This is a genomic window from Brevundimonas terrae (assembly GCF_011761985.1).
Taxonomy (GTDB): domain Bacteria; phylum Pseudomonadota; class Alphaproteobacteria; order Caulobacterales; family Caulobacteraceae; genus Brevundimonas; species Brevundimonas terrae.
This window is the reverse complement of sequence record NZ_JAASQT010000007.1, coordinates 81,011-93,874: the sequence shown is the minus strand read 5'-3', so window position 1 is coordinate 93,874 and position 12,864 is coordinate 81,011. Positions and strand designations below refer to the sequence as shown.

The 12,864-nt window shown below is 61.3% G+C and carries 14 protein-coding genes; 5 read left to right on the top strand and 9 right to left on the bottom strand.

Going from position 1 to position 12,864, the window contains the following annotated elements; genetic code table 11:
• Positions 1 to 2: 2 nt before the first annotated feature.
• Positions 3 to 1,187: an MFS transporter gene (locus tag FHS64_RS13160; protein WP_167179059.1), complete on the bottom strand. Its 1,185-nt coding sequence runs from the start codon at positions 1,185 to 1,187 to the stop codon at positions 3 to 5.
• 55 nt (positions 1,188 to 1,242) lie between these two features.
• Between FHS64_RS13160 and FHS64_RS13155 the strand changes: the two genes are divergently transcribed.
• The 5 genes from FHS64_RS13155 (at position 1,243) to FHS64_RS13135 (ending at position 4,801) form a co-directional block, all read left to right on the top strand.
• On the top strand, positions 1,243 to 2,160 hold the full coding sequence (locus FHS64_RS13155; RefSeq protein ID WP_167179057.1) for a LysR substrate-binding domain-containing protein: 918 nt from the start codon (positions 1,243 to 1,245) through the stop codon (positions 2,158 to 2,160).
• A gap of 73 nt (positions 2,161 to 2,233) precedes the next feature.
• Complete coding sequence (locus FHS64_RS13150) at positions 2,234 to 2,590, top strand: hypothetical protein (RefSeq protein ID WP_243862985.1); 357 nt, start codon at positions 2,234 to 2,236, stop codon at positions 2,588 to 2,590.
• Positions 2,591 to 2,712: 122 nt separating this feature from the next.
• Positions 2,713 to 3,942, top strand: a complete 1,230-nt coding sequence (locus FHS64_RS13145; protein WP_243862984.1) for a hypothetical protein — start codon at positions 2,713 to 2,715, stop codon at positions 3,940 to 3,942.
• A gap of 81 nt (positions 3,943 to 4,023) precedes the next feature.
• The gene (grxD, locus tag FHS64_RS13140) at positions 4,024 to 4,371 is read left to right on the top strand and encodes a Grx4 family monothiol glutaredoxin (RefSeq protein ID WP_167179052.1); all 348 of its coding nucleotides are present in this window, start codon (positions 4,024 to 4,026) and stop codon (positions 4,369 to 4,371) included.
• Positions 4,372 to 4,375: 4 nt separating this feature from the next.
• Positions 4,376 to 4,801, top strand: coding sequence for an acyl-CoA thioesterase (locus tag FHS64_RS13135; RefSeq protein ID WP_167179050.1), 426 nt, complete (start codon positions 4,376 to 4,378; stop codon positions 4,799 to 4,801).
• A 3-nt stretch (positions 4,802 to 4,804) separates the two neighbouring features.
• Here FHS64_RS13135 and FHS64_RS13130 read toward each other — a convergent pair whose 3' ends face one another.
• The 8 genes from FHS64_RS13130 to cckA form a co-directional block, all read right to left on the bottom strand.
• On the bottom strand, positions 4,805 to 5,185 hold the full coding sequence (locus FHS64_RS13130; RefSeq protein ID WP_167179048.1) for a hypothetical protein: 381 nt from the start codon (positions 5,183 to 5,185) through the stop codon (positions 4,805 to 4,807).
• A 1-nt stretch (position 5,186) separates the two neighbouring features.
• Positions 5,187 to 5,327 (bottom strand): hypothetical protein, encoded by a 141-nt coding sequence (locus tag FHS64_RS13125; protein ID WP_167179046.1) that lies wholly within the window; start codon positions 5,325 to 5,327, stop codon positions 5,187 to 5,189.
• A gap of 110 nt (positions 5,328 to 5,437) precedes the next feature.
• Positions 5,438 to 5,854, bottom strand: a complete 417-nt coding sequence (locus tag FHS64_RS13120) for a hypothetical protein (RefSeq protein ID WP_167179044.1) — start codon at positions 5,852 to 5,854, stop codon at positions 5,438 to 5,440.
• Positions 5,855 to 6,005: 151 nt separating this feature from the next.
• A complete protein-coding gene (gene rpsD, locus FHS64_RS13115; RefSeq protein ID WP_167179042.1) occupies positions 6,006 to 6,623 on the bottom strand; it encodes a 30S ribosomal protein S4 in 618 nt (205 codons plus the stop codon).
• Between the two features lie 149 nt (positions 6,624 to 6,772).
• Complete coding sequence (locus FHS64_RS13110) at positions 6,773 to 7,375, bottom strand: DUF2239 family protein (RefSeq protein ID WP_167179040.1); 603 nt, start codon at positions 7,373 to 7,375, stop codon at positions 6,773 to 6,775.
• Between the two features lie 98 nt (positions 7,376 to 7,473).
• Positions 7,474 to 9,825, bottom strand: a complete 2,352-nt coding sequence (locus FHS64_RS13105; RefSeq protein WP_167179038.1) for a bifunctional diguanylate cyclase/phosphodiesterase — start codon at positions 9,823 to 9,825, stop codon at positions 7,474 to 7,476.
• A 161-nt stretch (positions 9,826 to 9,986) separates the two neighbouring features.
• Positions 9,987 to 10,598 carry a superoxide dismutase gene (locus FHS64_RS13100; protein WP_167179036.1) on the bottom strand — a complete coding sequence of 204 codons (612 nt, stop codon included), beginning with the start codon at positions 10,596 to 10,598 and terminating at the stop codon, positions 9,987 to 9,989.
• A 158-nt stretch (positions 10,599 to 10,756) separates the two neighbouring features.
• Entirely contained in the window at positions 10,757 to 12,829 is a 2,073-nt protein-coding gene (gene cckA, locus FHS64_RS13095; protein WP_208381009.1) for a cell cycle histidine kinase CckA, read from the bottom strand.
• Between the last annotated feature and the right edge of the window lie 35 nt (positions 12,830 to 12,864).

Sequence of the window (12,864 nt, the reverse complement as noted above, 5' to 3'; positions counted from 1 at the left end):
CGTCATGCCCGATCCCGCGCCACGATACGAGAGGCAATCCGCCCTTTCGCCTCCAGTCCCAGCGTCAGGGCAAACATGACCACACACACAGCCGAGGTCAGGCCCAAGGCAAACCCCGCCGAACGATCCAGCGCCAGACCGAAACTGAGCGGCGCTATGGCCTGTACGAACCGCGCGGGCAGCAGAACCGCCACCTGTCTCTGACCATAGTTTTCCTTGCCAAAGACATGCAGCGGCAAGACCCCCGAGGCCACCGACAACAACCCGTTCCCCGCCCCCTGCCCTATGGCCACCGCCACCGAGGCGGCCTTGCCTCCGGACATCGCCACCAAGACGCCGACAGGATGCAACAGGGTCGCCAAACGTACAGTATGCAGGGGCGAGGCCTTGGGCGGAGCCAGCAGAGCCAGCACCCGCATTCCCAAGGCAGACAAGGCCATTGCGCTGCCCGCCATGGCCGCACCCGCCGGTGACAGGCCCAGCGCCTGCATCAGTCGTGGCAGTTGCGCGGCACAGGCGGTCGCAACCCACCACGCCCCGGCAAACAACAGCGCCATCTGCACCATGCGCCGGTCCCAGCGCACAGGGCTTGCCCCTTCGTTTGGCGCGACAGCCACGATGCCCCTCGGCAAACAGAACTGGTACAGCGGAATACACACCAGCACATGCGCCAGCGCCCACACCCCGCACGCGCCGCGCCACCCCAGCCATTCGACCAGAGCAAGGGTCAGGGGCCAGCCGATGGCCCCTCCGCACGCCCCCATCAGGGAAACCGCCGTGATCGGTTTTCGCGCCTGCGCACCATAAACACTGACCAGCAGCGCATTGGCAGGCGCGTAAAATCCAACCCCCATGCCAAAGCCCAGTGCCAGCACCCCCGCCAACGCCATGACTGCCGTTTGCGCCAGCGCCAACAGGGTCAGGGCCAAGGCCAGCATAAGCGCTGCCGCCACCAGCACCTCGCGCCCGCCTCTACGGTCGATCCATTTGCCCGACACCATGCTGGAACAGGCGGCTATAAAAAAAGCCCCCGAAAGGGCTGCGAACAACTGGTGGGTGGTGGTGCCTGTCGCCGCAGCGACCGGCTCGGCCATGACCCCCAGCAGATAATAGCTGGAAGCGAACGAGACGATCATGCCTGTTCCCAGCGGCAGGATCAGTGAAACTGTGTTTTCAGATTTATACATGGGCCCGCCATGCCCGCGATTGTGTCGCCAGCGTTAGCGATCTATCGGTCAGTGCATGTTCCAAAACCTCACAGGCTCGACATCACAAATCTCGCTGACCGCGCTGCGGGCCTTCGAGGCCATGGCGCGGACCGGCAGCGCCACCGCCGCCGCGGCCGAGCTGCATGTGACCCACAGCGCCATCAGCCGACAGGTAAAGTCACTGGAAAAACAGTTGGAGCTTCGCCTGTTCGATGGGCCCAGACATGCGCTGCGGCTGACCGAAAAAGGCGCGGCACTGGCCGCCGAACTACACCCTGCGTTTGATCGCATATCGGCAGCCGTCACCCATGCCCGTGGACAAAGCGACGAACTGTCGGTGGCGGTCCATGCCAGCCTGTCGGTCAAGTGGCTGATCCCGCGACTGGCCCGCTTTCACGAACAGTATCCGCATATCCACATCCATCTGATCGAACTGTCGCCGCATGCCGAAACGCATAGAGGTGCCGATGCCGTCATTCGCCTGATGGGACCGTCGGCTCTGAATGCAGCGGGCGTGGAATATATCGCCCCCAATGCCATCGGCCCCGTCATCTCGACCCAACGCGCCGGAACGGATGCGCGTATGGCACTGGCGCAGGCACCGCGCCTGATCTCGCGCACCCAGACCTCAAGCTGGTCCGACTGGACGCAACTCAGTGGCGTTCAGCTACCTGCACCACCAAGTGCACCGCGCAGTCTGGCCCATCTACATTTTGTACTGGATGCGGTGCTGGCCGACTGGGGCGCGGCCGTCCTGCCATGGATATTGTGCGCCGATGCCATTGCACAGGGAAAGCTCGTTGCCCCTTACGGCTTTGCACCGGATGAAGGCGGTATTGGTGTCAGCTTGACCGGAGCCGAACCTTCACGCGCCCAGCGCAGTTTTCTGCGTTGGCTCCGTCAGGAGGCCCTGCCATCCGATTGCCATCTGCATCCCCCAGAATACCTTTGATGCGGGGGTTTCTTCCGTCTGCCAGACGTGATTTGCTGATGTCAGGTTCGGGTTTTTCCGGTCCGGAGAAGATATGTTGAGTTTCCCCCTGGCATTGGCGACGATGGTTGCGACCCTGCAGGCCGCCTCCACGCCTGCGACACCGCTTGTTGTGTCATACGGGGATGCAGTCCTGTGCGCCGGTGTCACTCAGGCTGGCTCGGAACTGGAAGGCAATGAAACCGCGCGCGGGCGCCGCCTGTTTGACGCGGCTCTCTACTGGTCCCTGACCACGATTCAGCTGGGTCAGGCCTCGGGCCGCCCCCCGATCCAGACCGAGCGGGACATGACAAATGCCCGCATTCGCTCCGTACGCGATCTAAGCCAGCGGGAATCGCGCATGTCCGAACGTCTTGAATCCTGCATGAAATCAGCGCCTTCCCTCAACTAAATAATAACAACGTTATTTCGTCGAGAACCTTCATCTTGGCGCTGCGTTTGCTTGGACAGTGACGGGATCGATCCATGATCCCAATCCGGGACAGCGGACCTATGTTCGAGTTTGGAAGAGATTTGAGACGCCTTTTCGAAAAGGCCCGCGACAGCCATGATCTTGGCTGGCTGGAGCTTGTCGGCCTGAATCTGGTCGAGTCCGAAGCGCGTAACCAGTCCACCGATGCGGGACGCATATCGTGCCCGCGCCCCTATGAGGGATGGATGCGGGCCGCCGCCCTGTGGCGCGAACATGCCCGTCGTTCGGGCAGTCCCGAAAGCTTGCAACGCGCCGAACAGGCCGGTCGCGATGCCGCCCGCTCGGCCCTGAACGATGACCAGACCATCCGTGCGGCCCTCGATGTCGGCCACACCTCCATGCTGGCCTTTGACCTCTATGGTGCCCCGCACCGGCTCTCGGGCCTGCTGGACAGTCTTGGCCATCTGCCCGATGCACGCCGGACCGAAACCCGCGCCGAAATCGAAGCTCTGAAGGTCCGTCTGCATGCCCGTCAGGCCCGTTTGGCCTGTGATGCCGAACGCATGGCCGAAACGGCCAACCGGCTGGCCGAGGTGATGCAGCTTCTGAAACCCGACGACACTTCTATCGGCGAAGACCTGCAACTGGATCGTGCGGCCCTGTCGCTGGAAGCCGGTCTGCTGACCCGCAATGCCAGCCTGCTGGACCGTGCCGGTCGCGAACTGCGTCAACTGGTGGAAAACGCCACACCGGACGAGCGCCCTGTCAGTCGGGCACGGGCGCTGGCCCTGTGCGGCACCGGCATGGCGGCCCTCGCCGCTATTGCCAGTGATAATGACGCCCACCAACAGGCCAACAGCCTGTTCGAAGCCGCCGCCGACCAGTTCACCCCTGACCACAGCCCTCTGGACTGGGCCACGATCCAGCTTCTCAAGGCCGAACGCGGCCAAACCGATACCCGCCTGCTGGATCAGGCCCAGAAGCTGACCGACCAGACCGGACTGATACTGGGGGCGCAGATTCGCGAACGCGCCATGGCTCATGCCCTCGACGATGCCCAGACCGCCAATGACATGCTGGCCCTGACCAAGATGGAAATGACGCTGCGTCGTCGCCTGACACGTTCAATGGACGAAACCACGGCCATTGACTGGGCCAGCGACCAGATTTCCATGGCCAGACTGTCGCTGGTGCTGGCGGGACACCTGTCCTATCCGACACAGGATCTGGGTATGGCCCTTTACGAAGCCGCCGATGCCGCCACGCTGGCCGGTGCGCCGTCTCTGGCGGCACGGGCCCGCACCCTGATGATGTCCGTCAAAACGGTCTGATCGGCAGTTATTCGGGCCCCTCACCTTGACCCCGCCACATTGGGTGCCTAGCTGACTCTCAAGTCTTACTAGGTGCCTGAAGTGACCGAACAAACTGCTGATCCCGTCAACGCTTTCCTCGATTCCGCCGTCAAGGATCATGATGTCGTCCTGTTTATGAAGGGCACACCGGATTCTCCGCGTTGCGGCTTCTCGGGTCTTGCCGTCCAGATTCTGGACCATATCGGTGTGGCCTTTGTGGGCGTCGATGTGCTGCAATCCGAAGCCTTGCGCGAAGGCATCAAGAACTATTCCGACTGGCCGACCATCCCGCAGCTCTACGTCAAGGGCGAGTTCGTGGGCGGTTCGGACATCATGCGCGAAATGTTCAATGCCGGTGAACTTCAAGCTCTGATGGCCGAAAAAGGCATCGGTCCGGCCGAGGACTAAGACCTTGGCCCGTCCCGTTCTCGAACCCCGCACCGACCGCGAGGTCTTCGTTGTGCCTCTGGACATCCGTCCAGAGCACATCGACGAGAACGAGCACGTCAATAATGTCGTCTATGTGGGCTGGTTGCAGGATGTCGGCACAGCCCACTGGAACGCCCGTTTCGACGACGAGACCCGCACCAAATGGTCATGGGTCGCCCTGCGTCACGAGATCGACTATCTGCGCCCGATCCAGCCGGATGCCGCCGGCATTGTCGCGCGTACATGGGTCGGTGATCCGCAAGGGCCGCGCTTTGCACGCTATGTGCGGATCGAGGATGCCGAGGGTCGCGTCTGCGCCCAGGGCATCTCCGAATGGTGTCTGGTTGATGCCAGAACCCTGCGACCACACCGCATTCCGGCGGATATGATCGCCCCGTTTTCTCGCTAGAGCTTAAAGAACGATCTGGTTCTTCAAGACGATGCGTTCGCCTGCATTCAGGCCCAGAACATCATAGGTCCAGCTCAGCGACAATTCGCGCCCCTCGCCTTGGCATTGCGCCTCGGCTCTCTGGCGAATGGTCAGGCTGTGGCTGTGTGTCTGGTCCACCAGTGCCACATCAAAATCACCGCTGGACGCACAGGTCGTCCACACCTTGGCCTGAACCTGACGGCCATCGGCACTAAAGCTACGCAGAGGAGCATAGTCCGACGCCGCCTTGGCCTGCTCCACCGTCATGATGCGCGTGGTTTCGGACTCATCGTTTGCCAGAATAACGCACCCCGACAGGGCCAGTGATGCCGCGCCCAGTACGGTAACTGCCAGCGCGCGCATATCAGTTCTTATCGGCCGAAGAGGCCGGTGCGCTGGAATGGATGACGCGGGTGGTCGGCTTGTCGGTGGCAATGATGATGCAGCCCGACAGCAGGGGTGCCGTGATGGCCAGAGTAACAAACCCGATAACAAGACGGCGCATGCAGCTTCTCCGATGAGGCAGTAAAACAATAAAGGTGCAGCTTTATCGTCGTATCGCCTTCACGGATCACGTGAATTTTTGGTCAGACTTATGCGGTGCGCAACGCGGCTCTATTGGCCGGTTTCGGAATCGTCGTCGCGGTTCGGGAACGGATTACTGACGCTCACCAGAGTTCCGGCGGGGACGCCCAGTTCCTCGAAGGTCCAGTAAAGCTCCAGACCTTCTTCGCTCGGGGTTTGGCAATCATCATTGCCCACACGGCGCACGGTCATCACCGTGACACCACCGGCGCGGGCCAGATACGGGTGCAGGTCGGCCTTGGTGGTGCAGCCATTGCTGGACACACGCACAACCGCCACATCGCCCGCGACAGCCGCCGCATAGATAGGCTCAAGCACACCCGGTTGCTCGGACGTCAGCATGGGCGGCGCAGAGGTATGGGACACACAAGCCCCCGCCAGCAACATTACGCCGGACAGCAGCAGCCCCGTCATGCCTTTATTCAGGCGGGCATCAAGATTGTTCATTTTACCCCTCCTGACATCAAAGCCGTTCCCCGTTCGAAACATGCCGCGTTTCGCACGAAATAGAAACATTGTTCTTTAAAATAAAAGAGGCCCCGTCGAGACGAGGCCTCTTTCGATCCGATGATTGTCCGCAGAACGGACAATACCGACCTTACGACGAGTAGTATTCGACGATCAGGTTCGGTTCCATCTTAACCGGGTACGGAACGTCGGCCAGTTCCGGCACGCGCACGTAGCGTACCGAGAAACCGCGATCAGCTTGTTCCAGGTAATCCGGAACGTCGCGTTCACCCGACTGCAGTGCTTCAAGCACCAGAGCCATGTTGCGCGACTTTTCTTTGATCTCGACAACGTCGCCGGTCTTCACGCGGTAAGAAGCGATATCGACCTTCTTGCCGTTGACGGTGACGTGGCCGTGCGAGACGAACTGACGGGCAGCCCAAACGGTCGGCACGAACTTGGCGCGGTAGACGATAGCGTCCAGACGCGATTCCAGCAGACCAATGAGGTTTTCCGAGGTGTTGCCCTTGCGGCGGTCTGCTTCGGCGTAGGTCGCTGCGAATTGCTTCTCAGTGATGTTGCCGTAGTAGCCCTTGAGCTTTTGCTTGGCCTTCAGTTGCAGACCGAAGTCCGAAACCTTCGACTTACGACGCTGGCCGTGCTGGCCCGGGCCGTACGAACGCTTGTTGACCGGCGACTTGGCGCGGCCCCACAGGTTTTCACCCATGGCACGATCGAGTTTGTACTTGGCGCTATGACGCTTGGACATAGTCTACTCTCTTATATGACGCGGCCCGGTCCCTCCCCTATTGGAAAGACTATCTCAACGGCGGTTCACGCATCGTCCGTGTATAAACCCACCTCGGGCGCAAACCCGAGATGTGAAGGGCGCGCTTATCGCGCCCCTGCCCTCCAGAGTCAATCTTTACGGTCGTTCGCGGCGTTTTCACCGAGCAACCGCAGGGCATATTGCCGGACATCTGCGGGCCAGGCCTGCATGTGCCGGTCCAGTGCCGCCCTATCCGATGCAAACAGCGCCCGCACCGCTTCTTCGTAATCGGGCAGATCTCCGGCCAGCGCGGTCACGAAGCGATAGGTTCGCTCCTGCGCCGCCTTGGCCTGCGTGCGTCCGCCGTCCGCCTTGCGGGCCTCGTCCACCAATCGGCGGAGCGTTTGCGAGGCCCCGCCCTGCTGGCTGGCCAGCCATTCCCAGTGCCTTGGCAGCAAGGTGATCTCGCGCGGGACGACGCCCAATTTGGGCCGCCCGCGTCCTTTTGGAGCCTCTTGTGGCGTGACCTCTTGCGGTTGGGTCGCCTCTGCATAGCGCTGCGCCACGTCCTCGCGCGTGCCGCGTAGATCCAGATCGACCACACGGCCGGTCTCATCGCTGAAGACCAGTACGGGGCAATCTGTGGCCGCCTGCGCGTGAACATGCAGCGCAACATGCGCCAGCGGCCCCGCTGCAATCAGGTTCGATCCGGCAAATGCCGCGACATGGGAGGGTGTGTTTTCCTGTGACATGGCATTTATATACGGGTATAATTAAAGCCTGTAAATCATCCGGATAAAATTAAAGTGCCGGACAAAAAAAGAGGCCGGATAACCGGCCCCTCTTCGGCCTAACTGGCCTTGGCAATCTCTACGCTTTCCTGCGACAGGGGCAGCGCCCTGCGGTTCGGCCGCCCCAGCAGATAGCCCTGAACCTCGTCACACCCCTGCTCCCTCAAGAAGTTGAGCTGGTCTACGGTTTCCACACCTTCGGCCAGAACCGGAATGCTCAGACTTTCGCCCAGAGACAACACGGCGCGGATAATCGCCCGTGACTGGGTGTTATCTGCCAGTTCGCCCATAAACGCCCGATCCAGCTTGATCTTGTCGAACGGGAAGGCCCGCAAGGTCGACAGGGACGAATAGCCGGTACCGAAATCATCCATGGCAATCGACACGCCCAGCGCTTTCAACTGGCGCAGGATAAAGGTCGATCGGGCCATGTCGGTAATCATGGCCGTTTCGGTGATTTCCAGCTCCAGTCGCGCGGGCGCAAAGCCTGTATCGATCAGGATCTGATGGACCAGACGCGGCAGGTCCGTATGGCCCAGCTGTACCGGCGAAAGGTTCACAGCCAGACGCAGCGGCTTGTCCCAGTGCTTGGCCTCTTCACAGGCGCGGCGCAGCACCCATTCCCCGATCGGCAGGATCAGGCCGGTATCCTCGGCCACCGGAATAAACTCTGCGGGCGAGATAAAGCTGCCGTCCTTCTGGCGCCAACGCAGCAAGGCCTCATAGCCGGTGATCTCGTTATTCCCGACAGAAACCTGCGGCTGGTAGTACAGCTCGAACTCTTCGTTTTCGAGCGCATCGCGCAGGCCCTGTGTGACGCGGCGGCGCTGGCGCACAGCCTCGTCCATGGTCTTCTCGTAAAAACAGATATCCTCGCTTAGAGAACCCTTGGCCCGATACATGGCCAGATCGGCATTATTGATCAGGATGGATGTCTCGTCGGCATCCTGCGGCCACAGGGCGACACCGACAGACGCGCCACAGCTCATTTCCGTGTGCTCGCCCATCATCGGTACGACCATGGCATCGCGCAGCCGCACCGCTGCGGCAACCGCTTCCTCCCGCAGTTTCGAAGCATCGTTCAAAGGCAGGATGGCCACAAACTCGTCGCCGCCCAACCGCGCCACAAACTCGCCGTTGCGGATCGCCGCTTTCATCTGGCCGGCAATATGGACCAGCAACTGGTCGCCGACCCCGTGACCATACAGGTCATTGACCTCCTTGAAGCGGTCCAGATCAATCGCCAGCAGGGCAAAACCGGGCGCTTGCGGGTGCAGTTGCGCCATCCGTTCCAGCTTTTCGAGGAAGGAGGCGCGGTTCGGCAAGCCTGTCAGGCTGTCATTGCGGGCGAGGAAGGATATGCGGCGTTCCTGTTCCAGACGACGACGCAGATCGCGCACCGAGAACAGGCGCAGGTCTTCGCCCGCATCGCCATGATCGGTCCGTACGGCGACTTCGACAGGGATCATCTCGCCATCATCAGCCCGCATCTGGCTTTGCACCACGGTCTGGTCCGACATGGACTGGGCGTCTTCGATCCAGCGGCTGATACTGGAATGGCGCAGCGTCTCGGCGGCCACACCACTGAGTTCGGCAAAGGCCTGATTGAACATCATGATGCCGTTGGGGCCTTCCACCACCATGCCATCGACACTGCTCTCCAGCAGCGACTTCAGGCGACGGCGTTCACGGCCCTGTGCCTGTTCCTGCAACACATAAGAGGCCAGCGCCGAGCCCAGCAGCAACAGGGCCACACCGGCTACGCCAAACGCCATCAGGGTATCATTGACGCCCTCATAGTTCGGGACGCCACCGATCGGCACGACCACAACAGCCGCCATGCCGGTAAAGTGCAGGCTGACAATGGCCAGTACCATCACAATACTGGACCACAGCATCCGGCGGCGCAGGCCCGTATTGGCCGCCAGAATATAGGCCCCCATGCCCAGAACCGCCGCCAGCAGGATCGAGACAACGACATAGATGGAGTCAAAGTGCAGGACGGCATGGGTCCGCAGCCCCATCATGCCCGTATAGTGCATGGCCGAAACACTGATGCCGAAGATCGTTCCGCCCAGTAATGGCGCGGTTTCGTATTTGGCCGCCCCCACCATCATGGCGATGGCACATCCCACAATCGCAACGCCCAGAGATGTCGCGGTCAAAACCGGCTCATAGGTGCTGATGACTTCGGGGCGCCAGGCCAGCATGGCGATAAAGTGCGTGCACCAGATCGAGGCACCACCGGCCGCGCCGCCCATGAACAGCCATGTCACATGGCTCACACCCCGGCTCGAACGCATCTTTTTGAACAGGTTCATGGTGATGACCGACCCGATCACACACACAGCCGCAGCCAACCCCACGAGCAGAAGACTGTGGTCTTCCACCAAACACGTTACAACGCGCATTCTACGCCTCAGGTTACAATCACGCCCCCCTCGTAGGGGTCGCTTCTAACCGTCCGGCAAATGCGTATGGTTAAAAAAACATTTTAAATTAAAAAAGGGCCGGAGAAACCCCCGACCCTTTTACTACTCATTGTGCTCCCAACAGGATCACAAACCTATATTCAGGCCTTGGCGGCTGCATACAGTTCGTTGACCTTGTTCCAATTCACGATGGTCCAGAAGGCCTTCAGGAACTCGGCGCGACGGTTCTGGTATTGCAGGTAATAGGCATGCTCCCAGACGTCGGCGACCAGCAGAGGTGCGCCCTTGTCTTCGGCGATGTCCATCAGCGGGTTGTCCTGGTTCGGCGTCGAGACGATCTTGAGCTTGCCGTCCTGTACGATCAGCCATGCCCAGCCCGAACCGAAACGGCCCAGACCTGCATTGTTGAAGGCTTCCTTGAAGGCTTCCATACCGCCGAGGTCGGCGTCGATAGCCGCAGCCAGTTCAGCCGACGGCTCGCCGCCCTGACCGACCGGAGCCATGCCGTTCCAGAAGAAGGTGTGGTTCCAGACGCCGCCCGAATTGTTGCGGATCGCAACCGGCAGGGTCGACATCTTGGCGAACAGTTCTTCATAGGACTGACCGGCAACACCTGCGGCTTCGACGGCCTTGTTCAGGTTATCGACATAGGTCTGGTGGTGCTTGTCGTAGTGGAACGACATCGTGTTGGCGTCGATGACCGGCTCGAGACCGTTATGGGCATACGGCAGCGGCGGAAGAGTGAAGGCCATGAGAAAGCTCCTTGCAGCGTGAGTTCTGATTCCTGACCTCTATCTAAGGCCGCAAATCCTGAACCCAAGCCCGTTTCTTGAATTAGCGCTTATTTCGTCGATTTTTCCGCACAGGGGAACGCCTGCACGGAAAACCGCGTTGATTTCTATCGGGCCGATCAGGCCTCTGCGTGCAGTTCCTGCTTCACGCGCTCGGCCAGGGTTTTGATGTCCAGCGGCTTGGGCAGGAAGCTCACCCCGATCTCGTCCTGTAGCAGGTCCGAGAAATCGCTCTCGGCATAGCCCGAGATAAACAGCACCGGCACATCGCCAATATACTGGCGCGCCTTACGTAGCAGCGACGGCCCGTCCAGCCCCGGCATGATGACGTCGGAAATCAGCATATCGATCTGGCCCGCCCATTCCTCGGCCAGAACCAGAGCCTCCTCGCCGTCGGCGGCCTCGATCACCTCGTAACCGCGCTGGCGCAACAGACGCGCAGCAATACCGCGCACCGCCGCCTCGTCTTCCACGAACAGGATACGCCCTGCACCCGAAAGGTCGCGCGGGGCCTTGACCACTTTCTCCACCACCGGAACCTCGACCAGTTCCTCGGCCGAGGCAGCGGGCAGGAAGATGCGGAAGGCCGCACCCGCGCCTTCGATATTGGCGACATTGATATGGCCGCCCGCCTGCTGGACGATGCCGTAAACGGTCGCCAGCCCCATGCCGGTGCCTTCGTTGACGGCCTTGGTCGTAAAGAAGGGCTCGAAAATCTTGTCCAGCAGTTCAACCGGCACACCCGGACCGCTATCGGCCACCTCGATCAGGGCAACGCTGTCGGGGGCATCGCGCCAGCCCAGTTCGCGGGCGAGGGTACGGGTCAGGTGGCGCGTGCGGATCGTCACCACCCCTGCTCCCGGCTCGACCACGCCGCGCATAGCATCACGCGCATTGACGGCAAGGTTCATCACCGCCGTCTCCAACTGGCTCTTGTCGGCCAGCACCAGAGGCAGGTCGCGCCCGTAATCGGTTTCCAGCCGCACATCCTCGCGCAGCAGACGACGCAGCAGGACGGCGAACTCGCCCACCAGTTCGCCAAGGTCCAGACGCTCGCGGCGAACCGTGGACTTGCGCGAGAAGGCCAGAAGCTTGCGTACCAGATCGGCCGCACGAATGGCCGTCTGGCGGATTTCGTTCAGTCCCTCATAGGATGGATCACCGACCGAATGGCGCTCCAGAAGGCCCGAAAGTTGAAGCTGGATCGCCGTCAGCAGGTTGTTGAAGTCGTGTGCCACACCGCCCGCAAGCTGGCCGACCGCCTGCATTTTCTGGGCTTGCGACAGTTGCAGCTCCATCGACTTCTGGCCGGTCACATCGAACAGCCAGACACGGCGGGCATCGCCTTCGGGCGCAACATAAAGGTGCAGACTGCGGTCGGGATGGGCTCGGGCCACCAGTTCAATGGGGCCAGACGAACCCGCTTCCAGCTTGGCACGCGCCTCGACCAGACCGCCAACATCAAACAAATGACCAAAGGCCGCATCGCCCGATGCCGCAGGGCCGGTCAAAAGCGACAGGGCCGCATTGGCATCTGTCACGCGACCGGCAAACAGATCATCGCCCGCAATCATACCCGAGCCGAACGGCGCACCCGCCGCCATGGCCCGCGCTTCACCGGATGCGGTTGCCACCGGCGAATTCTGACGTGGCTCGGGTGAAATCGGCAGCACAGCATCCGGTGCCGCCCGCACCAGAAAACGTCCCTGTCCGGCCAGACCGATCAGAACTTCTTTTTCGCGCTCGCCAATCTGGACGATAGCGCGGCCCTGATCGCCCTCGCGCGCCTGCGCAAAGGCCATATACAGCGCCCGCCCCGACTTGCCGCGCGGCAGGTGGATCAGGTCGCCATTTTCTTCGGCCCATGCCGCATTATAGGCCAGCACCTGACCGGATTCCCAAACCAGAGCCGCCGGTTCGGCCATGGCATCCAGCATGTCCACTGCGGTATCGCCCAGAGGGCGGCGCGCCTCGCCCCGCCCGAACACCAGCAGCCCCATTGTCGCAATAACCCCCGCCGTCAGCACCAATATCAAGCTGGGCGCACCCCACGCATTGATACGGAAGGCCGGGAAGGCAATGGCCGCCACAACCAGAGCAAATCCCACCGCCATCAATAACAACAGCGGGTCCAGACGCGACGTGCGAACGCCCTTGTTTCGGAGCCGGTCCTGAGGTGTGGAAACAGTCATCTCGCGTCGCCTTCAGCGAATCATTCGAGGTCAGT

Excerpts from the sequence above, each read along its gene's own strand:
- rpsD (WP_167179042.1), bottom strand. The coding sequence starts at position 6,623 with ATGTCCAAGCGTCATAGCGCCAAGTACAAACTCGATCGTGCCATGGGT.
- FHS64_RS13125 (WP_167179046.1), bottom strand. The coding sequence starts at position 5,327 with ATGCGCCGTCTTGTTATCGGGTTTGTTACTCTGGCCATCACGGCACCC.
- FHS64_RS13155 (WP_167179057.1), top strand. The coding sequence starts at position 1,243 with ATGTTCCAAAACCTCACAGGCTCGACATCACAAATCTCGCTGACCGCG.
- FHS64_RS13105 (WP_167179038.1), bottom strand. The coding sequence starts at position 9,825 with ATGCGCGTTGTAACGTGTTTGGTGGAAGACCACAGTCTTCTGCTCGTG.
- cckA (WP_208381009.1), bottom strand. The coding sequence starts at position 12,829 with ATGACTGTTTCCACACCTCAGGACCGGCTCCGAAACAAGGGCGTTCGC.
- FHS64_RS13110 (WP_167179040.1), bottom strand. The coding sequence starts at position 7,375 with ATGTCACAGGAAAACACACCCTCCCATGTCGCGGCATTTGCCGGATCG.
- FHS64_RS13160 (WP_167179059.1), bottom strand. The coding sequence starts at position 1,187 with ATGTATAAATCTGAAAACACAGTTTCACTGATCCTGCCGCTGGGAACA.
- FHS64_RS13100 (WP_167179036.1), bottom strand. The coding sequence starts at position 10,598 with ATGGCCTTCACTCTTCCGCCGCTGCCGTATGCCCATAACGGTCTCGAG.
- FHS64_RS13120 (WP_167179044.1), bottom strand. The coding sequence starts at position 5,854 with ATGAACAATCTTGATGCCCGCCTGAATAAAGGCATGACGGGGCTGCTG.
- FHS64_RS13130 (WP_167179048.1), bottom strand. The coding sequence starts at position 5,185 with ATGCGCGCGCTGGCAGTTACCGTACTGGGCGCGGCATCACTGGCCCTG.
- FHS64_RS13150 (WP_243862985.1), top strand. The coding sequence starts at position 2,234 with ATGTTGAGTTTCCCCCTGGCATTGGCGACGATGGTTGCGACCCTGCAG.